General features: G+C 45.0%; 22 protein-coding genes. 17 read left to right on the top strand and 5 right to left on the bottom strand.

Annotated features, from left to right (window positions below; translation table 11 throughout):
- Positions 1 to 7: 7 nt before the first annotated feature.
- From tsaB to SCRDD08_RS08660, 7 genes are all read left to right on the top strand, one after another.
- Positions 8 to 694 (top strand): tRNA (adenosine(37)-N6)-threonylcarbamoyltransferase complex dimerization subunit type 1 TsaB, encoded by a 687-nt coding sequence (tsaB, locus tag SCRDD08_RS08690; RefSeq protein WP_061423333.1) that lies wholly within the window; start codon positions 8 to 10, stop codon positions 692 to 694.
- The gene (rimI, locus tag SCRDD08_RS08685; protein ID WP_061423332.1) at positions 691 to 1,143 is read left to right on the top strand and encodes a ribosomal protein S18-alanine N-acetyltransferase; all 453 of its coding nucleotides are present in this window, start codon (positions 691 to 693) and stop codon (positions 1,141 to 1,143) included. Before tsaB ends, rimI begins: the two co-directional genes overlap by 4 nt.
- Complete coding sequence (gene tsaD / locus SCRDD08_RS08680; RefSeq protein WP_061423331.1) at positions 1,133 to 2,143, top strand: tRNA (adenosine(37)-N6)-threonylcarbamoyltransferase complex transferase subunit TsaD; 1,011 nt, start codon at positions 1,133 to 1,135, stop codon at positions 2,141 to 2,143. The genes rimI and tsaD overlap by 11 nt, the downstream gene beginning before the upstream one ends.
- Positions 2,144 to 2,152: 9 nt before the next feature.
- Positions 2,153 to 2,848: an AzlC family ABC transporter permease gene (locus tag SCRDD08_RS08675; RefSeq protein WP_061423330.1), complete on the top strand. Its 696-nt coding sequence runs from the start codon at positions 2,153 to 2,155 to the stop codon at positions 2,846 to 2,848.
- Positions 2,838 to 3,176, top strand: coding sequence for an AzlD domain-containing protein (locus SCRDD08_RS08670; RefSeq protein ID WP_061423329.1), 339 nt, complete (start codon positions 2,838 to 2,840; stop codon positions 3,174 to 3,176). The genes SCRDD08_RS08675 and SCRDD08_RS08670 overlap by 11 nt, the downstream gene beginning before the upstream one ends.
- A 123-nt stretch (positions 3,177 to 3,299) precedes the next feature.
- Positions 3,300 to 4,046, top strand: coding sequence for a class I SAM-dependent methyltransferase (locus SCRDD08_RS08665; protein WP_061423328.1), 747 nt, complete (start codon positions 3,300 to 3,302; stop codon positions 4,044 to 4,046).
- Positions 4,047 to 4,151: 105 nt separating this feature from the next.
- Positions 4,152 to 4,892 carry a MerR family transcriptional regulator gene (locus SCRDD08_RS08660; protein WP_061423327.1) on the top strand — a complete coding sequence of 247 codons (741 nt, stop codon included), beginning with the start codon at positions 4,152 to 4,154 and terminating at the stop codon, positions 4,890 to 4,892.
- A gap of 182 nt (positions 4,893 to 5,074) precedes the next feature.
- On the opposite strand, the gene SCRDD08_RS08655 is transcribed toward SCRDD08_RS08660, so the two are convergent.
- The 4 genes from SCRDD08_RS08655 to SCRDD08_RS08640 form a co-directional block, all read right to left on the bottom strand.
- Positions 5,075 to 5,431, bottom strand: a complete 357-nt coding sequence (locus SCRDD08_RS08655; protein WP_231089371.1) for an 8-oxo-dGTP diphosphatase — start codon at positions 5,429 to 5,431, stop codon at positions 5,075 to 5,077.
- Between the two features lie 108 nt (positions 5,432 to 5,539).
- On the bottom strand, positions 5,540 to 6,061 hold the full coding sequence (locus SCRDD08_RS08650; RefSeq protein WP_061423326.1) for a DUF1697 domain-containing protein: 522 nt from the start codon (positions 6,059 to 6,061) through the stop codon (positions 5,540 to 5,542).
- A 13-nt stretch (positions 6,062 to 6,074) separates the two neighbouring features.
- Positions 6,075 to 7,256 (bottom strand): aminoacetone oxidase, encoded by a 1,182-nt coding sequence (locus tag SCRDD08_RS08645; protein WP_061423325.1) that lies wholly within the window; start codon positions 7,254 to 7,256, stop codon positions 6,075 to 6,077.
- A 162-nt stretch (positions 7,257 to 7,418) separates the two neighbouring features.
- Positions 7,419 to 8,345: an aldo/keto reductase gene (locus tag SCRDD08_RS08640; RefSeq protein WP_061423324.1), complete on the bottom strand. Its 927-nt coding sequence runs from the start codon at positions 8,343 to 8,345 to the stop codon at positions 7,419 to 7,421.
- Positions 8,346 to 8,619: 274 nt separating this feature from the next.
- Between SCRDD08_RS08640 and rpsO the strand changes: the two genes are divergently transcribed.
- The 10 genes from rpsO to SCRDD08_RS08585 all read left to right on the top strand — a co-directional run bounded on the left by rpsO (position 8,620) and on the right by SCRDD08_RS08585 (position 20,052).
- Complete coding sequence (rpsO, locus tag SCRDD08_RS08630) at positions 8,620 to 8,889, top strand: 30S ribosomal protein S15 (RefSeq protein WP_001018251.1); 270 nt, start codon at positions 8,620 to 8,622, stop codon at positions 8,887 to 8,889.
- Between the two features lie 585 nt (positions 8,890 to 9,474).
- Positions 9,475 to 9,888: a YjdF family protein gene (locus SCRDD08_RS08625; protein ID WP_061423323.1), complete on the top strand. Its 414-nt coding sequence runs from the start codon at positions 9,475 to 9,477 to the stop codon at positions 9,886 to 9,888.
- A 220-nt stretch (positions 9,889 to 10,108) separates the two neighbouring features.
- Complete coding sequence (gene glmS / locus SCRDD08_RS08620) at positions 10,109 to 11,920, top strand: glutamine--fructose-6-phosphate transaminase (isomerizing) (RefSeq protein ID WP_061423322.1); 1,812 nt, start codon at positions 10,109 to 10,111, stop codon at positions 11,918 to 11,920.
- Positions 11,921 to 12,133: 213 nt separating this feature from the next.
- Positions 12,134 to 13,183 (top strand): LLM class flavin-dependent oxidoreductase, encoded by a 1,050-nt coding sequence (locus SCRDD08_RS08615; protein ID WP_061423321.1) that lies wholly within the window; start codon positions 12,134 to 12,136, stop codon positions 13,181 to 13,183.
- A gap of 251 nt (positions 13,184 to 13,434) precedes the next feature.
- Positions 13,435 to 14,433, top strand: a complete 999-nt coding sequence (locus tag SCRDD08_RS08610; RefSeq protein WP_061423320.1) for a uroporphyrinogen decarboxylase family protein — start codon at positions 13,435 to 13,437, stop codon at positions 14,431 to 14,433.
- 15 nt (positions 14,434 to 14,448) lie between these two features.
- On the top strand, positions 14,449 to 15,333 hold the full coding sequence (locus tag SCRDD08_RS08605; protein ID WP_061423319.1) for a transporter substrate-binding domain-containing protein: 885 nt from the start codon (positions 14,449 to 14,451) through the stop codon (positions 15,331 to 15,333).
- 21 nt (positions 15,334 to 15,354) lie between these two features.
- Positions 15,355 to 16,047: an amino acid ABC transporter permease gene (locus SCRDD08_RS08600; protein WP_061423318.1), complete on the top strand. Its 693-nt coding sequence runs from the start codon at positions 15,355 to 15,357 to the stop codon at positions 16,045 to 16,047.
- Positions 16,048 to 16,050: 3 nt separating this feature from the next.
- Entirely contained in the window at positions 16,051 to 16,737 is a 687-nt protein-coding gene (locus SCRDD08_RS08595) for an amino acid ABC transporter permease (protein ID WP_061423317.1), read from the top strand.
- 12 nt (positions 16,738 to 16,749) lie between these two features.
- The gene (locus tag SCRDD08_RS08590) at positions 16,750 to 17,514 is read left to right on the top strand and encodes an amino acid ABC transporter ATP-binding protein (RefSeq protein ID WP_061423316.1); all 765 of its coding nucleotides are present in this window, start codon (positions 16,750 to 16,752) and stop codon (positions 17,512 to 17,514) included.
- Positions 17,515 to 17,940: 426 nt separating this feature from the next.
- On the top strand, positions 17,941 to 20,052 hold the full coding sequence (locus SCRDD08_RS08585; RefSeq protein WP_061423315.1) for an ATP-dependent Clp protease ATP-binding subunit: 2,112 nt from the start codon (positions 17,941 to 17,943) through the stop codon (positions 20,050 to 20,052).
- 108 nt (positions 20,053 to 20,160) lie between these two features.
- Here the strand turns inward: SCRDD08_RS08585 and SCRDD08_RS08580 are convergent, their stop codons facing one another.
- The gene (locus tag SCRDD08_RS08580) at positions 20,161 to 21,033 is read right to left on the bottom strand and encodes an AraC family transcriptional regulator (protein WP_155719800.1); all 873 of its coding nucleotides are present in this window, start codon (positions 21,031 to 21,033) and stop codon (positions 20,161 to 20,163) included.
- Positions 21,034 to 21,041: the final 8 nt, after the last annotated feature.

The following is a 21,041-nucleotide window of genomic DNA, read 5'->3' as shown; positions in this document are numbered from 1 at the left end:
GAAAATGATGAACATTTTAGCGATGGATACGTCAAATAAGGCTCTGTCTCTAGCTATTTTAGAGAATGAGGAGACCTTGGGGCAGGTGACGCTCAATATCAAGAAAAACCATAGTATTACCCTTATGCCGGCTATCGATTTTCTGATGAATAGTCTGGATATGAAACCGGCCGATTTGGATCGGATTGCGGTGGCGCAGGGGCCAGGCAGCTACACAGGTTTGAGAATTGCGGTGGCGACAGCCAAGACTCTGGCTCATACCCTCAAGATTGAGCTGGTCGGTGTATCTAGTCTGCTGGCTTTAGTACCAGAGCAGGTGGAAGGTTTGGTCATTCCCATCATGGATGCCCGCCGCAACAATGTCTATGCTGGTTTTTACCAGTCTGGTCAGGCTGTACGGCTGGAAGCTCATCTGCCTTTGGCAGAGGTGTTGGAAATGGCTGGCGCCGCTAACCAATCAGTCACCTTTGTCGGAGAAACGACGGCTTTTGCGGAGCAGATTGAAGCGGCTCTTCCTCTGGCTGCCATTCAGCCGACCTTGCCAGACGCGGCAGCTATTGGTCGTATCGGTCTAGACTTGCCAGTCCAGTCTATTCATGACTTTGTTCCTAACTATCTCAAACGGGTAGAGGCCGAGGAAAATTGGCTCAAGACCCATCAGGCATCTAATGATTCCTACATCCAACGCCTATGATTGAGATGAGAAAATGGGGCTACAGCTCAGATGATGACGTGGCTGCTCTTGCAGAAAAGCTGGAAGAGCTCCTACTTGCAGTTTATGAAATTAGTCCTTGGACTGCGAGACAAGTGGAAGAGGTTCTGCGCTCAGATGTGAACAGCTGTGCGCTGGCAGAAGATGAGAATCGGCTTGTTGCCTTTTTAGTCTGGCAGGAGACAGACTTTGAAGCAGAAGTTTTGCAGATTGCTGTAGTGCCTAGCTATCAGGGACAGAAAATCGCGACAGCCTTGTTTGACTTTTTGCCAGCAGACAAAGAAATTTTCCTCGAAGTGAGAGAGTCCAACAAGCGAGCTCTGCTATTTTACAAAAAAGAAAAATTTGAAGAAATCGCGCGGCGGAAGGCCTACTACCATGCGCCGGTGGAAGACGCGATTGTTATGAAAAGAGAGATCCATGAAAGATAGATATATTTTAGCTTTTGAGACGTCTTGTGACGAGACCAGTGTGGCGGTTCTGAAGAATGAAACCGAGCTTTTGAGCAATGTCATTGCCAGCCAGATTGAGAGTCACAAGCGTTTTGGCGGAGTGGTACCGGAAGTAGCCAGCCGTCACCATGTGGAGGTCATTACGGTTTGCATTGAGGAGGCCTTGGCAGAAGCAGGGATTAGCGAGGAGCAAGTTACAGCGGTGGCCGTTACCTACGGTCCTGGTCTGGTTGGGGCGCTTCTGGTCGGCTTGGCAGCGGCCAAGTCTTTTGCTTGGGCTCATGATATTCCCTTGATTCCGGTCAATCACATGGCTGGACACCTGATGGCATCCCAGAGTGTGGAGCCCTTGGAATTTCCCTTGCTGGCTCTCTTGGTCAGCGGCGGTCATACTGAGCTGGTCTATGTCAGTCAAGCTGGTGATTATAAGATTGTGGGGGAAACTCGCGATGATGCGGTCGGTGAAGCCTATGATAAGGTCGGTCGCGTCATGGGCCTGACCTATCCAGCAGGCCGAGAAATCGATCAGCTGGCTCATCAAGGACAGGATATTTATGATTTTCCGCGGGCTATGATCAAGGAGGACAATTTGGAATTTTCTTTTTCCGGTCTCAAGTCGGCCTTTATCAACCTGCACCACAATGCTCAACAAAAAGGAGAGGTCTTGTCTAATCAAGACCTGTCAGCAAGCTTTCAGGCAGCGGTCATGGATATTCTCATGGCCAAGACTAAAAAAGCGCTGGAAAAATATCCAGTCAAAACTCTGGTTGTGGCGGGAGGCGTTGCGGCCAATCAAGGCCTGAGAGAACGCTTGGCAGCTGAGATTCAGGATGTCAAGGTGATTATTCCGCCTCTGCGCCTTTGCGGAGACAATGCTGGCATGATTGCCTATGCCAGCGTCAGTGAGTGGAATAAGGAAAATTTTGCCAGTTTGGATCTGAATGCTAAGCCGAGTCTGGCTTTTGAAACCATGGAGTAAAGGAGAAGAATGCGCGGACAGACATTTAAACAAGGGGCACAAGCGGCAGTGCCAACGGCTCTGGGTTATATTGGGATTGGCCTAGCCTGCGGCATCATGGCGGCGCCTTATATGAATCCCTTGGAGATGGGGCTGATGAGTATTCTGGTTTATGCGGGCAGTGCCCAGTTTGCCATGATTGGTTTATTTGCCCAGCAGGCGCCGGTTTTTGCCATTGCACTGACTGTTTTTCTGATTAATATCCGGAATCTTCTGCTCGGCTTACATGCATCAACTCTTTTTCGTAAGTCTAGCTTGATGCAGAATATTGTCATTGGCTCTTTTTTGACGGATGAATCTTATGGAGTCTTGATGGGAGAGCGGGCCCATACAGAGAAAATCGCTGCTCGTTGGATGATGGGCAATAATTTTGTGGGTTATACTGCTTGGATCTTGGGGTCTATTTTGGGAACAGCTCTCGGTGCCCTTATGCCCAATCCTGAGAGCTTTGGCCTGGACTTTGCCCTAGTTGCCATGTTTATCGGTATTTTCTCTTCTCAGTTTACAATCATGCTGCGTCGGGTCAAGATAAAGAAGCTCTTTTTCGTCTTGGGCGTGGTGGGCCTTGCCTACTTAGTCCTAACTATGCTACTTCAAAATTCACTGGCGGTGCTTTTTGCAACCTTGCTAGGCTGCACAGTGGGGGTGATTTTGGATGATAAGTAAGTATATTTTGCTGGCCATTCTTTTGTCAGCCTTGGTCACTTGGATTCCACGGGTTTTGCCCTTTATCCTAGTCAAGTACAAGGGGCTTCCGCCCATGGTAGAGCGTTTTCTCAAATATCTGCCAGTTTCCATTATCTTTGCCCTTATCCTATCCAGCGTCACCAATGCTCAAAGAGGTCAGTTGCCGAGTTTTAAATGGCTGGATTTAATAGCTGTTTTTCCGACTAGCTATGTGGCTTTTAAGTATAAGAACTTAATTGCAACTGTTGTATTTGGCGTAGTCTTGGTGGCCTTGCTGCGCTATCTGGCCGGATCTCTTGGGCTATAAAGAAGGTAAAAGACAGATTGAATCGGTCGATTCGGTCTGTTTTTTTGCTAAATTCTAAGAATTATCTGAAAATATAATATTTTATGCTATAATGGAATCAATCAAAATCATGGAGGTTTGGAAATGGCAGAAGCAGGGCATAAATTTTTAGCAAAGTTAGGAAAGAAACGCCTTCGTCCCGGTGGTAAGCTGGCAACCGACTGGCTGATTGAGCAGGGGCAGTTTTCCAGCGATAAGAAAGTTCTAGAGGTTGCCTGCAATATGGGGACTACAACAATCGAGCTGGCTAAAACATATGGCTGCCAGATTACTGCAGTTGATTTGGATAAGGCTGCGCTGGCTCAGGCTAAGCTTAATGGAGACAAGGCTGGTGTTGGTGAGCTCGTCACATTTGAGCAAGCTAATGCCATGAAGCTGCCTTATGATGATAATTCGTTTGATATTGTTATCAATGAAGCCATGCTGACCATGCAGACGGATAAGGGGAAGGCCAAATGTATGGATGAGTACTACCGAGTGCTGAAGCCAGGTGGAGTGCTCCTCACCCATGACGTCATGCTCAAGCAAAAAGATGAGAATGTCCGAGAAGAGCTATCTCGTGCGATTAATGTCAATGTGGGGCCTCTAACCGAGGGATCTTGGATTCAGCTGGCACGTTCTCATGCTTTTGACCGTGTGGACACCTTTGTCGGCGAAATGACCTTGATGAGCCTTCGAGGGATGATATATGACGAAGGGCTGGGTGGCACTCTGAAAATCTGCTTCAATGCCCTTAAAAAAGAGAACTACGGCCAGTTTATGAAGATGTTTAAGATGTTCCAAAAGAATCAAGAAAAACTGGGCTTTATTGCTATGGTTTCTCGCAAATAAATACTAGCTACTTTGGAAAATTTAAAGTGATTTAAAAAATTTCATAAAAAGCTTGACTCTGCCCTAAGGTCAGGGCTTATACTATAAGGGCAAGGAGGTTTTTTTATGTATCATATCAAAGAAGCTGCGCAGCTTTCGGGTGTCTCTGTCAAAACCCTGCACCACTACGACAAAATCGGGCTTTTGGTTCCTCAAAAATCAGAAAATGGCTACCGAACCTATAGTCAAGCTGATCTAGAGCGGCTACAGGTCATCCTTTACTATAAGTATCTAGGCTTTTCTTTGGAGAAAATAGCAGAGCTACTGAGTCAGGACGATCAGGCCTTATTGCCGCATCTGGTGAGGCAGTTGGAATATTTGCAGCAGGAAAGAGACCGCTTGGATACCTTGATTTCTACCTTGCGAAAAACTATCCAAGAAGAAAAAGGAGAAAGAAAGATGACAATGAAAGAAAAATTCGCAGGTTTTGCCTACGAAGACAATCAAAAATACCACCAAAAAGCTGTCGAAGAATACGGTCAAGAAGTCATGTCGGAAGCACTGACTCGTCAAAATGGACGGGAAGAAGAATCTGCCGCAGCCTTCAATCAAGTTTTTCAAAGTCTGGCAGAGAATATGCAGCAAGGCTTGCCAGTTGAAGCGGCAGAAAATCAAGAGCAGGCAGCGCGTCTCTTGCAAGCCATCCGTACTTATGGCTTTGACTGCTCTATTGAAGTCTTCGGTCATATCGGTAAAGGCTATGTCTATAACCCAGAGTTTAAGGAAAATATCGACAAATTTGGTCCAGGCACAGCTCAGTACACATCAGATGTCATTGCAGCTTACGTTCGGACAAATGCAGAATAAATGAGAGTGGGACAGAAATCAGTAATTCGTTAGAATTCGATTTCGTCGTCCCACCTCCGCACAGTTGAGTAGGGCTGTAAAAGCTGATGAAATCAGCGTAGTAGAGCCCACTCAACCACTGCGTCTTACTCGACAATCCAAAGACAATTGAGAGGCTAGGACTTTTGTCTCAGCCTCATTTTTTACTTCAAATCGTAAAGCCAGTTGTCACCGTCTTTGTAGTAAAAGAATTCACTGAGATCTTTTTCTAAAAACACACGAAGCATATCAGACATATCATCGGTGGCAAGTTTCAGATGAGAGAGATTTTTAAAATCTTCCCACCAAACCTTTCCTTCATCTGAAGATTGCAACACGCCGGAATAATGCTTTGTCTTGTAGAGCAGGACGACATATCGAAAATCCTTATCATCATACCAATCCTTGATGCCGCAAAGTTGGGGTTTGGATATGGTCAGTCCAGTTTCTTCCTTGACTTCTCTGATAACTGCATCGGTAAAAGATTCTCCACGCTCTACATGACCACCAGGAAAAGTGATGCCGGGTCAGTCGGGATTAACTCGATCTTGGACCAGAACCTTGTCACCGTTTTTAATCATGCACATGTTGACGAATTCGACTGTTTCGCGTCTGTTCATCTTGTTCTCCTATTTTGTTAGTAACTTTTCCACGACGTTTAACTTTCGCATGGTAAAATTCACGCCAAACAGTTTTTCAAGATAGTTGGTATTGAGCTTTTTTCGTTTTGCAGTTCTAGGGAGATAGAGGTAGAGACAGTGATCGCCTACACAAATTTCTTCCTCACCGTAGTCAGCTTTCAAATTTTCTAATGGCAGACTTTGGATAAATCCCTGATAAAGAATCACATGTACACGATCATGAAGATAGTCTTCTCTAAATGGGTTCTCTTGAACAATCTTTTCAAAATCGTCCTTATTCTTGATAACCATTTTTAAGTCAGCTCCAATTTTTTCCTTTATCAGAGTATGAACGCGTTCTCGTATTTCTTCCAAGTCCAAGTCACTTTCAAGAATGATATTCCCACTTTGAATATAGGTTCGAACGTGTTGAAAACCAGCTTCTGTTAAAATATCTACCAAATAAGACATTTTTGGAATAGCATTTTTTCCATTGGGAGTAACGCCTCTTAGTAAAATAATATGTTCCAAAGGACTTCCTTTCTTATTTGGTATTTATTGGATTTGAGCCTGCCACCCAGCCGGTACAGAGGGCAGAAGTGATGTTAAAGCCACCTGTGTGGGCATTGATGTCTAGAACCTCTCCAGCAAAGTGGAGGCCGGGAACGAGTTTGCTTTCCAAGGTTTTAGGATTGATCTCCTTGAGGCTGATGCCACCCTTGGTAACAAAGGACTTGGCAAGAGACATTTTGCCAGTGACAGGGATGGGCAGTTCTTTGATTTGTTTGATCAGAGCCTCTTTTTCACTGAGATTGAGTTGTTTGACTTTCTCGGGAAAGGGCTGGGCTAAAAAGTCTGCTAGTCGCTCGGGTAGGAGGATTTTCAGGCAGTTCTTCAGCGATTTTTCCCGGTTTTCTTCTAAAAAGTCCGCTAAATCCTGCTGACTCATCTGTGGCAAAAGGTCCAGATAGATGGTTTCGCCGCCCTTGACAAAGCTAGACAAGCGCAGAGCTGCCGGACCTGATAGGCCAAAGTGGGTAAAGAGCAAGTCGTGGGTGATGATATGCTTGCCATAGCTGAGGGTTACATCGTCCAGCGAAATTCCCTGAAGCGCTTTGTGAGGAAAATCAGTCAGAAGCGGACTTTCGGCTGCTTCCAAGTCGGTCACAGTGTGCTTAAAGTGCCGAGCAATATCGTGACCGAAGCCTGTCGAGCCAGTTGAAGGGTAGGACTTGCCGCCAGTCGTCACAATCAACTTCTGGCAGGTCCAAGCCTGGTCGCTGGATCTGACAGTGAAAAGCTCATCAGTTTTTTTGACGGAGACGATTTCAGTATTGGTGATGACAGTGCCGCCCAGCTCTGCAATCTTCTTTTCCAAGGCCTCGATAATGGTGCGGGACTTGTCTGTCGCTGGGAAAACACGGCCGTGGTCTTCGACCTTGAGTTTGACGCCATTTTCCGTAAAAAAGTGGATGATATCATGGTTGTCAAACTGGGAAAAGACGCTGTAAAGAAAGCGCCCGTTGCCAGGAATGCCGGCCATGAGGTCATCCAAGTTTCCATTGTTGGTGACATTGCAGCGCCCGCCGCCTGTACCCGCTAGTTTCTTGCCTAGTCGTTTATTTTTCTCGAGAAGCAGGGTCTTCTGTCCGTAGAAAGAACTGGAAATAGCAGCCATCATGCCAGCCGGTCCTCCGCCGATGATGATTGTATCGAAATGGTTCATATATTTTTTCCTTTCGTGAAATAGGAATTTTATGTGCTAGCTAATCTTGTGCAAGGTGATTTTGCCTTCTCGGCTATACAGTGGACATGCTCTGGACAGCTTTTCTGTCAGTCCTTTAGCTAGCATCTTGGTAGAAGATTAATCGGATTTCAGGCTCATTTTTTAAGGAAGATCTTTTCCAGAGGCCAAGTAGATTTCGTACCATTCTTTTCTAGTCAGTTCAATATCTGCTGCCTTGGCTGATTCGATGATGCGGCTAGCCTTGGTTGTGCCGATGACCGCCTGCATGTGGGCTGGATAGCGTAGTACCCAAGCAATAGCTACTGCGGATGGTGATATTTGGTATTTGTCGGCCAGTCGGTTCAGGACGGCATTAAGTTTGGGATATTTATCCGAACCGACAAAAACGCCTTCGAAATAGCCGTGCTGGAGAACAGACCAGGCCTGAATTACGACGTCGTTGAGGTGGCAGTATTCGAAAATACTACCGTCGCGCATATTTGCGGCTGCTCCCTCCATGTTAACGTGGAAACCAGCTTCAAAAGCAGGCGAGAAAGCTGCGCTTAGTTGGAGCTGATTTGCCACCAAGGGCTGCTTGACCTTTGTTTTTAGTAGCTCCATCATCATAGAATTCTGGTTGGACACTCCAAAATCAAGAACCTTTCCTTGAGATTTGAGCAGATCAAAAGCTTCAGCGATTTCACTGGGCTCCATCAGGGCATCTGGGCGATGCAAGAGCAGAGAGTCCAGATGATCCACGCCTAAGCGCTGTAAAATACCATCCGTTGCTTCGAGGATATAGTCTTTGGAAAAGTCGAAGTAGGTGAATTCTTCTATGCGGATTCCTACTTTGGACTGAATCCACATCTTAGCTCGCAGGTCAGGCCGATTTTTGAGCACTTGTCCCAGAATTTCTTCGCACTTACCTCCACCGTAGATATCGGCTAAGTCAAAAGCATTAATTCCGACTGACAAGGCTGTTTCGACCAGTTCTTCCACCTTTTTGGGTGCCATTTGGGCAATTCGCATCAGCCCTATGATAATCTGGGAAATTTCTCGTTTGCTTTCTCCAAACTCAAGATATTTCATAAGCTCTTCTCCTCGCGTCATCTTAATCCCAGTATAAGCTAAACCCGCTCCAAAGTCAAAAGCGACTGGTTAGATAGAGTCTTGGAGCAAATGTGTGGAAAAATTCTCATTTTGGTTGATGAAACTCAGCTGACCTTGTTGAAAAAGTAGAAGATTTGACAAAAACTTAGCTTCCTGATAGAATAAGAATGTCTTAAAGACAAATAACTTCTTCTTGGTTGCAGGAATTGCCAAGCCTGTCACTCGGATGAAGCGTAAAGAAAAGGAGCTTATCATGGCAATCTCAAAAGAGAAAAAAAATGAAATCATTGCACAATATGCACGTCACGAAGGTGATACAGGTTCAGTAGAGGTTCAAGTTGCTGTCCTTACTTGGGAAATCAACCACCTTAACGAACACATCAAACAACACAAAAAAGACCACGCTACTTACCGTGGATTGATGAAGAAAATCGGTCGCCGTCGTAACTTGCTTGCATACTTGCGTAAAAACGACGTTAACCGTTACCGTGAGTTGATCAACTCTCTAGGACTTCGTCGTTAATCTGCTTTATTTTCCACTTACATTGCGTTGTCACCTTACCTCGATATACTCAAGTATAATCTTCGGTTACGTTTCCTAGCACTGTAAGGTAAAATAAACCAGATCATCTCCCTTCGGGGAGATTTTTTGTTTCACTAAAATTTTCGTACAATCTTCGGCTCGTCGCCTTGTCTAGAAACATTTTATCCAGCAAGAATCATGATGCTAAGGGCGTCAAAAATCCGTATGAAAATAGGGAAACGACACCGTGTTCGATGAACACAAGGAGTTTCATCTTTTTCACTAGGATTTTAGCCCGAGCTCAAATCAGCTCTCTGATCTCAGAGGGCTTTTTTGTTTTTACTAAGATTTTAGGACAATCTCAAAATTACTTTTGAATTTAGAGATTTTTCGTTAGCCTTACTTTGTCTTCTATCGGTACAATTTTTGGCTTTCCTTGAATTTTTTAGAAAATCTTGCTAAACTGTAGCTACTAAGATAAAAACACAGTTCTGGTTGGTAGTCCAGACGCAAAAAATCCATTTTTGTCAGTAACCTTCCTCCTTGGTTGTCCATTCTTAGGGATTTTTTTAAGGAGGTGCTGTCATGGATAGGATTTCAATGACGCTGACAGTTTATTTTGAAGAGGGATTTTGGCACGGTCTTTTTGAGCAGGAACATGCTCAATCTTATAGAGTTTGCCGAGTCACCTTTGGTGCAGAGCCTAGTACGCAGGAATTGTTGGATTTTCTAAACCGTTATTATCATCGCTTGCAGTTTAGTCCCAGCATCAGGGTGAAGGAGAAGACTAAGTCGGTTAGTCCCAAACGCCTACAGAGACAGGCTAAAAAAGAGCAGATAGCTTCACTTTCTTCAAAGTCTCAGGAAGCGCTGAAGTTGCAATTTGAAGAACAAAAACAAATCTCTCAAGCCAAGCGTAAGCAGCAAAAAGAACTGGCTAAGCAAAGGAAATTCGAACTCAAACAGCAAAAAAGATTGGAAAAGCACAAGGGGCATTGAGCCTCGTTTTTCTGATTGCTATGAAAAGTCTTCTGTTGGGAGGCTTTTTTGTTTCTTAAACAAATTTCCCTGTCTCGAAACTATACCAATTTTATGTTGACAAATGTTAAATTGCTGTGTATAATGTTTTCGTCTCTCGATAAAAAGATAAATAAGACTATACCAATTTTCAATAAAGGAGGAACTAGCTTTTTGCCAGCAAAGGGCTAGAAATAAATCTATGTGTGGAATCGTAGGAGTTGTGGGAAACCGCAATGCAACAGATATTTTGATGCAAGGACTTGAAAAGTTAGAATACCGAGGCTATGACTCAGCTGGAATTTTTGTGACAACAGGAGAAAAATCTAGTCTAGTCAAGTCTGTTGGTCGGATTGCAGATCTTCGTGCCAAGATTGGCATGGATGTGGCAGGTTCAACAGGTATTGGGCATACTCGCTGGGCAACCCACGGAAAACCAAGTGAGAATAACGCCCATCCTCACACTTCTCAGACAGGCCGTTTTGTTTTGGTTCACAACGGTGTGATTGAAAATTACCTGGACATCAAAAATAACTATCTTGCTGGTCATGATTTTAAAGGGCAGACAGATACAGAAATTACAGTTCATTTGATTGGGAAATTTGTGGAAGAAGACGGTCTATCTGTTCTTGACGCTTTCCGCAAGGCTCTTCACATTATCGAAGGTTCCTACGCTTTTGCCTTGGTAGACGCTCAAGATCCTTCTACGATCTACGTTGCTAAAAACAAATCTCCGCTTTTGATTGGCTTGGGTGACGGCTACAATATGGTATGCTCCGATGCTATGGCTATGATTCGTGAGACCAGCGAATACATGGAAATCCATGATAAAGAGCTGGTCATCGTGACGGCTAATAGCGTAGAAGTGCAAGACTACGAAGGCAATGTTCTTGAACGTGGTAGCTATACTGCTGAGCTGGACCTGTCTGATATCGGCAAAGGCACTTATCCTTACTACATGCTGAAGGAAATTGACGAGCAGCCGACCGTGATGCGTAAGCTGATCAGCACCTATGCGGATGAAAATAATAAGATGCTGATTGATCCTGCCATCATCAAGACAGTCCAAGAAGCGGATCGCATTTATATCATTGCTGCTGGAACTTCTTATCATGCGGGTTACGCTTCTAAACGGATGTTGGAAGAACTGACGGATACGCCAGTTGAACTGGGTATTTCTTCAGAATGGGGCTATGCTATGCCGCTTCTGAGCAAGAAGCCACTCTTCATCTTCATCAGCCAATCTGGTGAGACAGCTGATAGCCGCCAAGTCTTGGTCAAGGCCAATGAACTGGGCATTCCTAGCTTGACAGTGACCAATGTGCCAGGCTCAACCTTGTCTCGTGAAGCCAAGCATACCCTGCTTCTCCATGCTGGACCAGAAATCGCCGTGGCTTCAACCAAAGCCTACACTGCACAAATCGCTGCCCTAGCTTTCTTGGCCAAGGCAGTCGGTGATGCTAATGGCAATGAAAAAGCTAAGAAGTTTGATTTGGTTCATGAGCTGTCTATCGTAGCCCAGTCTATCGAGTCTACCCTTTCTGAGAAAGAATTGATCGAAAGCAAGGTTCGTGACTTGTTGGCGGAAACTCGCAGCGCCTTTTATATCGGTCGTGGTCAGGACTATTATGTGGCGATGGAAGCTAGCCTTAAGCTTAAGGAAATTTCCTACATTCAGTGTGAAGGCTTTGCGGCAGGAGAACTCAAGCATGGTACTATTTCTCTGATTGAAGAGGGAACACCTGTTCTAGCCCTACTTTCAGACGAGGTCTTGGCTAGCCATACTCGCGGAAATGTTTCTGAAGTTGTGGCGCGCGGAGCCAAGGTGTTGACCATTGCGGAGGAAAATGTGGCTAAGGATGGAGACGATATTGTCCTGAGCCAAGTTCACCCTTATTTGTCCCCAATCTCTATGGTGGTACCGACTCAATTGATTGCTTATTTTGCAACCTTGCACCGTGGTTTAGATGTGGATAAACCGCGTAATCTCGCTAAATCTGTAACGGTAGAATAACCGTCTTAATGAATCTCGATAAAAATACCAAGCCTCAGATTTTTCTGGGGCTTTTGGTATGGTATTTGGTGATGGTGCTCTTTGGAAGTCTCTTTCTATCATGACAAAACCATGTTATTCTATGCAGATGGACAATAGGTTGAGCATCATTTTTGTATATATCACTAATTGGTGATAAAATGCTTTTATCTTAAATATCAGGAGGACAAAAACATGGTGGAATTAGGTATTTCTACTTTTGGAGAGACAACGCCACTGGAGGGTACAGGGCAGACCTATACTCATGACGAACGGATTCGGCAGCTGGTAGCAGAGATTGAGCTGGCAGACAAGGTAGGGCTGGACGTGTATGGTATTGGAGAGCATCACCGAGAGGACTTTGCCGTCTCTGCGCCGGAGATTGTGCTGGCGGCTGGTGCGATCAAGACGGAGAAGATTCGCCTGACCAGTGCTGTCAGTGTCCTATCGAGCTTGGATCCTATTCGAGTCTACCAGCAGTATGCGACGATTGATGCATTGTCAAATGGCAGAGCAGAGGTCATGGCTGGCCGTGGCTCTTTTATCGAGTCCTTTCCGCTCTTTGGCTATGACTTGAAGGATTATGAAGAGCTTTTTGATGAAAAGCTGGACCTGCTCCTCTATGCCAGTGCTGAGACTCGGCTAAATTGGAAGGGAAAGCTGACGCAAACTATTGACAATCGGGAAGTCTACCCACGGGCGGTGCAAGAAACATTGCCAGTTTGGGTAGCGACAGGGGGAAATGCCGAGTCCACCATTAAGGTCGCCCAGAAGGGCCTGCCAATTGCGTATGCCATTATCGGTGGACAGCCTAAGCGCTTCAAGCCCCTGCTGGATGCGTATCGCCGGATTGGGCAGGAAAGTGGCTACTCAGATGAAAAGTTGAAGATCGCTGCCCACTCTTGGGGCTGGGTCATGGAGGACAATGAGGAGGCGGTCCGGACTTACTTCCATCCGACCAAGCAGGTAGTGGACGCTATCTCCAAGGACCGCCCTCACTGGCGGGAGATGACCTATGAGCAATACCTAGATCAGGTAGGACCAGAGGGGGCTATGTTTGTCGGCAGTCCTGAAAAGGTCGCTCAGAAATTGATCAAGATGATAGAGGAGCTGGGGTTGGACCGCTTCATGCTGCATCTACCGCTGGGATCGCTTCCGCATGAGCAGGTTCTCCAGTCTATCGAACTCTTTGGCACCAAGGTTGCACCGCTTGTACGGGAGTATTTTGCAGCTAAGGGTAAGTAAGATCGAAGTAGAGGTCTTTTGATAAAGATTGCCTATCTCTCCCATAGAAAATATATATCTTGACTTTCTAAAAATAGTAATAAAAACAGGTTTTTCATAGAAAGCTGAAAAACCTTGGTAAAGCTAGCTTGAGCTAGCTTTTTTAATTTACTCTTATAAATATTTTTAATCGGGCTGATAGGAAATATATATTTGGAAAGCTCACTTTTCAGTGATATGATAATAGCAATCAAATTGAAAAGGAGCAAGATATGTCTAAAAGAGAGTTGGTTTTAAAAGCCTTTAAGGGAGAAAAAGTTGACCGAGTGCCAGTTGGTTTCTGGCATCATTTTACCAGTGAGGATGAGTGGCTGGCTGGTTTTGGCAATCAGACTATTATTAAGAAAAATCTGGCAGGCCATCAAGCATTTCTATCAGAAGTCAAGCCAGACTTTGTCAAACTGATGAGCGATGGTTATTTTGTCTATCCGAATGAGCGCTTGAAAAAAATTCAATCCATCAAGGACTTGACAGATATCGAGCCTTTAGGCGCCGACCATCCTTGGATCAGTGAGCAGGTGGAGCTGGTTCAAAAGATTAGGGCTGGCTTCACAGAGGATTTGGTTGCTATTTACAATATTTTTGCGCCGGTAACCTACTTCAAATGGCTGGTTGGCAAGGTTGCTGGAGGAGATGACATCATTGCAGACTTTCTAGCAGAGGATGCGGAAGTGACAAAGCGGGTGCTAGATGTGATTGCTCAAGATATTGCGGCTCTGACAGAGCGCATTATCAAGGAAGCTGGTGCAGATGGAATTTACCTCAGCGTTCAGAGCATTCAGGATGCACGGGTGTCAGCTGAAGACTATAAGGCTTTTATTGCTCCTAGTGAATTAGCGGTGCTGGAAGCAGCCAATGCGGCTGGCGGAGTGAATATTCTGCATATTTGTGGCTACGAAGGTGCGCGAAACGACATTCATCTTTTCACAGATTATCCAGCTCAGGTTATTAACTGGGCAGTGGGGCCAGAAGGCATCAGCTTGGCAGAAGGTCGCAAATTATTTGGCGGTCGGACCGTTCTCGGTGGTTTTGAAAATGGCAAGACTGGTCTGCTCTACACAGGTAGCCAAGAAGCTATTCAAAATGAAACCAAGCGCTTGATAGCAGAGGCTGGCAAGGATGCTTTGATTATCGGGGCTAACTGCACCATCCCAAGCGATATTGATCCAGAGCGGATTGAGTGGGTTCGCCAAGCAGCAAGTTTAGCATAAAAAGGAGACGAAAGAATGAGTAAGAAAAAATGGATTATCGGTGGAGCAGCTGTGATTGCTATTGTTGCCGCAACTTATTTGGGACGGACCTTGACGGGGGCTTCATCCAGCAAGGCGAGTAGTGCGGCATCAGGCAATAACAAGGTCACGACTTTAAAAGTAGCTCATACGCAAAACTACGTTCCTTACGACTTTTTGGACGAAAAAGGCCAGTCAGATGGGTATGAAGTAGCAGTACTCAAGGCCATTGATGAAAAATTGCCAGATTATCAGTTCGAATATACTGGCACCAGTGACGAAGATCTTTTGATTGGTTTGGAATCTGGGAAATATGATATCGGAACCAAGGGAGCTTGGTACACCGAAGAGCGGGCGAAGAAGTTCATCATTCCAGAAAGTCCTATCGGAGCTAGTATCATCGGCTTCACCATTCGAAAAGCAGATGCAAATAAATTTAAAAATATTGATGATTTTGCCAAAGAAAAAGGGAAATTGGTGCCGATTTCGCCACAGAATGCTCAATGGACAGTGATTGAAGAGTACAACAAAAAGCACAGCGCTAGCCCAATTGAGTTGACCGCAGCAGAGTCTTTTCAGATAGCGGATGCCTATGCTTGGGTCCTGGAAGGTCGCTATGATGCCTTCTTTGATATCAAATTGTCCTTTGAAAAAGCTGTCACAGACAAGGCAGGTTCCTACCATCAGTATGCGGATCAGTTGAGCTGGTTCCCTTATAAGGGTATCCCTACCTATCCACTCATTCATAAAGATAAAAAGAATGAAGAGTTTGCCAAAGCCTATGAAAAGGCTATTAAAGAGCTGGAAAAAGATGGGACACTCTCTAAATTATCGGAAAAATACTTTGGTGAAGATGTCTTTTCTTATGTAGATAAAGACTAAAAGCTGGAGAAAGGAGACCGTATGGTCGCTTATGATTTGTCCCGTGTTTTTGGCCTGCTGCCTGGTTTGTTACAGGCCTTGCCGACTACTTTATGGATCATGTTCGTGACAGTTTTGGTTGGATCCTTGCTAGGTGGTCTGTTGGCCTGGGCTCAGGTTGTGGAGGAGCAGACTTTTGCTGGTCTAGCTAGAGGGTATATATTTATCCTTAGATGTACACCGCCTATAGTCTTGCTCTTCTTGGTCTTCTATGGCATTCCAGAGTTTTTAAAATGGTGGCTGGGACTGGATATTAACAATTGGTCACGGACCGTATTTGTCATCATTACCATGATTCTGCTCTTTGCGGCTATGATTGCAGAAGTCTTCAAGGCAGCCTATCTAGCTGTTCCCAAGGGACAGAGCGAGGCAGGTCTTAGTATTGGTTTGACACCCGTGCAGACTTTTCTGCGCATCATTCTGCCACAAGCTTTTCGTATTGCCCTGCCCAATCTGACTACCGCCTTTCTTAATCTCATGCGGGATGCTGCGCTGGCTTATACGATTGGGGCAGTTGATGTTATGGGAGCGGGACAAAATCTCATCAGCCGGAATCTAGGAAATTATTCCCTAGAAACCTATACAGCGGTGGCCTTGATTTACTGGGGGATTGCGCTAGTGGTTTCGCTGGCTTCCCAGCTTCTGGAAAAAAGTCTGACAGTCAAGGAGAGGTAAAGCATGGATTTGAATTATATTGTAAATACCTTTCTGGTTACTTTGAAGGGCATACCGGTAACCTTGACCATTATGGTGGTGGCTATTCTGCTCAGCTTTATTCCAGCCCTTCTCTTAGCTCTGGGGCAGATTTACAAAGTCCGTGGCGTTCGAACTTTTTCGGTTGTTTATCTAGCCTTCATTCGGGCAACACCTCCCATTTTACTTATCCTCTTTTTCTACAGTCTTTTTCCTAGCTTGCTGAATCAATTTTTCAAAAGTCTAGGCAGTCAGGTAGATGTCTTTAAGTTCAATCCGCTTTACTATGCTTTTATCATCTATAGCTTGATGACAACAGGGAGTTTATCGGAAATCTTGCGCTCTGCTATTTTGACAGTGGATAAAGGACAGTTAGAAGCAGCTCAGACGATTGGGTTAACGAATTTTCAAGCCTATCGGAGAATAGTTTTTCCTCAGGCTCTGCGCTCTGCCCTGCCCAATCTGGCCAATTTGGTTATCAATCTAGTTAAGGGAACCTCGCTGGTATTTGTCATGACGGTCAAGGATATCACAGCCTTGGCTAAGATAGAGGCCTCCCATTCTTACCAGTATTCAGAGTCTTACTTAGTGATTTTTGTTATTTATCTCATTATTTGTGGCTTGATTCAGTGGATTTTTAGGGGCTTGGAAAAGCGCTACGCTCTTGCTTAGGAAGGAAAGATTATGTTAGAAGTAAAACAGATCTCCAAACGATTTGGAGAGCACCAGGTGCTGGCAGATGTCAGTCTCAAGGTCAATCAAGGTGACGTTGTGGTTATTCTGGGACCCTCAGGCTCTGGGAAAACAACATTTCTGCGCTGTCTGAATCACTTAGAAAAAGCGGATGGCGGCCAGCTGACTTTGGCTGGTAAGGACTATGATTTGGCTAAACTTAGTAAAAAGGAGATTTTGGAAATTCGTAGAAAGACAGCCTTTGTCTTCCAACATTATAATCTCTTTGCCAATAAAACAGCCCTTGAAAATATCTTAGAAGGCTTAGTGATCGCTCGTAAGATACCGAGGGAAGAAGCGCTTGAGATTGCGGAAGATGCCTTGAAGCGCGTGGGACTCTTAGCCTACAAGGACTACTATCCTTCTCAGCTATCAGGCGGCCAGCAGCAGCGGATCGGGATTGCCCGCGCCATTGCTGTCAAGCCAGACGTTATCCTGCTGGATGAGCCGACTTCGGCTCTAGATCCGGAACTGGTCGGCGAAGTGCTCAGTGTCATGAAACAGCTGGCTCAGGAGGGAGTGACCATGGTCGTTGTGACCCACGAGATGAACTTTGCCCGTGATGTGGCCAACCATGTCATCTTTATGGACGGAGGTCACATCATCGAAGAAAATCCTCCACAGGAATTCTTCACCAGTCCCAAGGAGGAGCGGACCAAACAGTTTCTGTCCCGCATTCTGTCGGATGCCAGTTATAGTGTAGAGTATATGATTTAACTTGTATCAAAATAGAGAAGCTTTCTTTACATTTCTATGTGGGGAAGTTTTTTGACTTTTAAAAAATTATGTAAATTTTTTATTAAAACCTATTGACAAGGGGGTAAAAAGGATGTATAATTACAACTGTAAACAAAAAAGTTTACACAGAATTTATTCAGAAGATGAGGATATAGCCAGTAGGCGATTATTTTTGGGAGGATTAAAAATTATGTAACATCAATTCTTCTGAAATAGATCCGACTCATCCATAAAACAAGAGACTGAAGGAGTCTAAATTTTTGGAAATAGAATAAGTTATGTAAAATAATAGATAGGAGAAGATCTCCCAAATGAATATTTATAGTAGATAAGGAAGAAATTTCTTATCTGAGACTTTAGCAAATGAAAAAATGATATAAAACCTATAAAAAGTGAGGAAAAATGATGAACAACAATTACAACAATTTTAACAGTATGGACGACCTTTTCAACCAACTCATGGGGCGCATGGGTGGCTACAACAGCGAACATCGTCGCTACTTGATTAATGGTAGAGAGGTCACACCGGAAGAGTTTGCTCAGTACCGGGCTACTGGCAAGCTCCCTGGTCAAATGACTAGCGAACAGGATGTGCAAGCTGGAGCGCATGGGCCTAAGCAAGATGGCATTCTGGCTAAGCTAGGTCGTAATCTGACCCAAGAAGCGCGTGATGGTAAGCTGGATCCAGTCATTGGACGCAATAAGGAAATCCAAGAAACAGCTGAAATCCTTTCCCGCCGTACTAAGAATAATCCAGTTCTGGTCGGTGATGCCGGAGTTGGTAAGACAGCTGTCGTAGAAGGCTTGGCTCAGGCTATCGTTAATGGCGATGTGCCAGCGGCTATCAAGAACAAGGAAATTATTTCTGTTGATATTTCCGGTCTGGAAGCTGGTACCCAATATCGTGGTAGCTTTGAAGAAAATATCCAAAACTTAGTCAATGAAGTCAAGGAAGCCGGGAATGTTATCCTATTCTTTGATGAAATCCATCAAATTCTAGGGGCTGGCTCTACTGGTGGAGATAGTGGCTCTAAGGGCCTGGCGGATATTCTCAAACCAGCGCTTTCTCGTGGGGAGTTGACCGTTATCGGGGCTACTACTCAAGACGAGTACCGCAATACCATTCTCAAAAATGCAGCTCTGGCTCGTCGCTTCAATGAAGTCAAAGTTAATGCGCCGTCTGCAGAAGATACCTATCAGATCCTTCGAGGCATTCGGGACTTGTACGAAAAGCACCACAATGTCATCCTGCCAGATGAAGTGCTGAAAGCGGCTGTGGACTACTCTGTTCAGTATATTCCACAACGAAGCCTGCCAGACAAGGCGATTGACCTGGTCGATGTGACTGCTGCCCACTTGGCAGCCCAACATCCAGTGACTGATGTTCATGCAGTTGAACATGAGATTGCTGAGCAGAAGGCTAAGCAGGAAACAGCTGTCGAAAAAGAAGATTATGAAGCAGCTCTGAATGCCAAGACCCGCATTGAAGAGCTGGAAAAGAAAATTCAAAATCACACTGAGGATATGAAAGTGACAGCAACAGTCAACGATGTGGCAGAATCCGTTGAGCGGATGACGGGTGTGCCCGTATCTCAAATGGGCGCTAGCGACATTGAGCGCCTCAAGGGCATGAATGATCGTCTCAAAGCAAAAGTCATTGGCCAAGACAAGGCTGTAGAAGCTGTGGCTCGTGCTATCCGCCGTAATCGTGCAGGCTTTGACGAAGGCAATCGTCCAATCGGAAGCTTCCTCTTCGTTGGTCCGACTGGTGTCGGAAAGACTGAGCTAGCTAAGCAATTGGCTCTAGATATGTTCGGTACCAAGGATGCTATCATCCGTCTGGATATGTCTGAATACAGTGACCGCACAGCGGTTTCCAAGTTGATTGGTACGACTGCTGGTTATGTCGGCTATGATGATAACAACAACACCCTGACCGAGCGTGTCCGTCGCAATCCATACTCTATCATTCTCTTGGATGAGATTGAAAAGGCTGATCCACAAGTAATTACCCTTCTCCTTCAAGTTCTGGATGACGGTCGTTTGACGGATGGTCAAGGCAATACAGTCAACTTCAAGAACACGGTTATCATTGCAACTTCTAATGCTGGATTTGGCTATGAAGCAGGTCTAGAAGAGGATGCAGAAAAGCCTGATTTGATGGATCGACTCAAAGCTTATTTCCGCCCAGAGTTCCTCAATCGTTTCAATGCAGTGATCGAGTTCTCTCATCTCAAGAAAGAAGACCTGATGGAAATTGTGAATCTCATGCTGGTTGAAGTAAATCAAACCTTGAGCAAGAAGGAAATTGATCTAGCTGTATCTGACGCAGCTAAGGAATTCCTACGTGATGCTGGTTATGACCAAGTCATGGGTGTTCGTCCGCTCCGCCGGGTCATCGAGCAGCAAATTCGTGACAAGGTGACCGACTTCCACTTGGATAATCTAGATGCTAAGCACCTGACTGCAGATATGGAAGATGGAACTTTGGTGATCCGTGAAAAATCAGCAGAATAACTACCTATAACTTTCAAAATCCCGTAAAACGAACAGACTAAAGGTCTGTTCGTTTTTTATTAATCATATTCAGATAAAAAATCTCCAATCAGTTGACTGGAGATTTCCTTACTTTCTTCGATATTGACTGGGTGTCATTTGATAGTATTTTTTAAATTGTCGGTTGAAATTAGAAAGGTTATTAAAACCAGACTGGCTCGAGATTTCTAGAACTGACAGAGTGGAGTGTTGGAGGAGCTCGGCAGCCTTGCGCAGGCGAAATTGAATCAGATATTCAATGCAAGAAACACCCAGATGTTTTTTGAAGAAATTCATGAAGTGCGTCGGACTGTAGCCGCAAATACCAGACAGCTGATTAATAGAGAGTTCTTCCTGATAATGCTCATTGATATAGTCGATGATAGATCGGATTTTCTCTTCCTTGCGGTAGCCCTCGGCCGATAGCTCCTTGGAGACGATATAGCCGTTTTCAAACAGCAAGTAGAAGAGCTGATTGAGCTGGGCCTTGAGCTGAAATTCATAGTAGTTCTTTTGGCAATAACCCGTTTCCATAGTAGCCAGCAGGCATTGGCGAATTTCCTCATAGGCTTGATCAGTCGGCTTGATGACATGGACAAAGTCCAGTTGACCATTGTAGAGAGGCTGTAGGTAGTGGATACTAGCATGATCCATGGCTGAATAGCCCATTAAATCCAAATGAAAGTTAATGGCATCCATGTAGTGGCGCTGCTGCTCAATCGGATGAATGGAGTGGAGGGCATTGGGACGAATCAGGACAATATCGCCCTTGTGGCTATTGAAATAATGATCGTCGATATGAAATTGGGCACTTCCTTCATGGACGTAAATGATTTCAACATCGGTGTGCCAGTGGAAAAGGATGTCAGGCTGGCCGTTTTCCGTAATCGTACGCGTCAGGGAATAGGGGGTCCCTTGATTCTTATATTCAGTAGTTTTGTGCAATTGGCCCAAATCCATCATGGCGCCCT

The organism is Streptococcus cristatus, from assembly GCF_001578775.1.
GTDB classification, from domain to species: domain Bacteria; phylum Bacillota; class Bacilli; order Lactobacillales; family Streptococcaceae; genus Streptococcus; species Streptococcus cristatus_A.
The sequence above is the reverse complement of the archived record's forward strand: the minus strand, read 5'-3'. Positions and strand labels throughout refer to the sequence as shown.

What these genes read in the sequence shown, in the direction of transcription:
- tsaB (WP_061423333.1), top strand. Translation starts at nt 8, where the DNA reads ATGAACATTTTAGCGATGGATACGTCAAATAAGGCTCTGTCTCTAGCT.
- rimI (WP_061423332.1), top strand. Translation starts at nt 691, where the DNA reads ATGATTGAGATGAGAAAATGGGGCTACAGCTCAGATGATGACGTGGCT.
- tsaD (WP_061423331.1), top strand. Translation starts at nt 1,133, where the DNA reads ATGAAAGATAGATATATTTTAGCTTTTGAGACGTCTTGTGACGAGACC.
- SCRDD08_RS08675 (WP_061423330.1), top strand. Translation starts at nt 2,153, where the DNA reads ATGCGCGGACAGACATTTAAACAAGGGGCACAAGCGGCAGTGCCAACG.
- SCRDD08_RS08670 (WP_061423329.1), top strand. Translation starts at nt 2,838, where the DNA reads ATGATAAGTAAGTATATTTTGCTGGCCATTCTTTTGTCAGCCTTGGTC.
- SCRDD08_RS08665 (WP_061423328.1), top strand. Translation starts at nt 3,300, where the DNA reads ATGGCAGAAGCAGGGCATAAATTTTTAGCAAAGTTAGGAAAGAAACGC.
- SCRDD08_RS08660 (WP_061423327.1), top strand. Translation starts at nt 4,152, where the DNA reads ATGTATCATATCAAAGAAGCTGCGCAGCTTTCGGGTGTCTCTGTCAAA.
- SCRDD08_RS08645 (WP_061423325.1), bottom strand. Translation starts at nt 7,256, where the DNA reads ATGAACCATTTCGATACAATCATCATCGGCGGAGGACCGGCTGGCATG.
- SCRDD08_RS08640 (WP_061423324.1), bottom strand. Translation starts at nt 8,345, where the DNA reads ATGAAATATCTTGAGTTTGGAGAAAGCAAACGAGAAATTTCCCAGATT.
- rpsO (WP_001018251.1), top strand. Translation starts at nt 8,620, where the DNA reads ATGGCAATCTCAAAAGAGAAAAAAAATGAAATCATTGCACAATATGCA.
- SCRDD08_RS08625 (WP_061423323.1), top strand. Translation starts at nt 9,475, where the DNA reads ATGGATAGGATTTCAATGACGCTGACAGTTTATTTTGAAGAGGGATTT.
- glmS (WP_061423322.1), top strand. Translation starts at nt 10,109, where the DNA reads ATGTGTGGAATCGTAGGAGTTGTGGGAAACCGCAATGCAACAGATATT.
- SCRDD08_RS08615 (WP_061423321.1), top strand. Translation starts at nt 12,134, where the DNA reads ATGGTGGAATTAGGTATTTCTACTTTTGGAGAGACAACGCCACTGGAG.
- SCRDD08_RS08610 (WP_061423320.1), top strand. Translation starts at nt 13,435, where the DNA reads ATGTCTAAAAGAGAGTTGGTTTTAAAAGCCTTTAAGGGAGAAAAAGTT.
- SCRDD08_RS08605 (WP_061423319.1), top strand. Translation starts at nt 14,449, where the DNA reads ATGAGTAAGAAAAAATGGATTATCGGTGGAGCAGCTGTGATTGCTATT.
- SCRDD08_RS08600 (WP_061423318.1), top strand. Translation starts at nt 15,355, where the DNA reads ATGGTCGCTTATGATTTGTCCCGTGTTTTTGGCCTGCTGCCTGGTTTG.
- SCRDD08_RS08595 (WP_061423317.1), top strand. Translation starts at nt 16,051, where the DNA reads ATGGATTTGAATTATATTGTAAATACCTTTCTGGTTACTTTGAAGGGC.
- SCRDD08_RS08590 (WP_061423316.1), top strand. Translation starts at nt 16,750, where the DNA reads ATGTTAGAAGTAAAACAGATCTCCAAACGATTTGGAGAGCACCAGGTG.
- SCRDD08_RS08585 (WP_061423315.1), top strand. Translation starts at nt 17,941, where the DNA reads ATGAACAACAATTACAACAATTTTAACAGTATGGACGACCTTTTCAAC.
- SCRDD08_RS08580 (WP_155719800.1), bottom strand. Translation starts at nt 21,033, where the DNA reads ATGATGGATTTGGGCCAATTGCACAAAACTACTGAATATAAGAATCAA.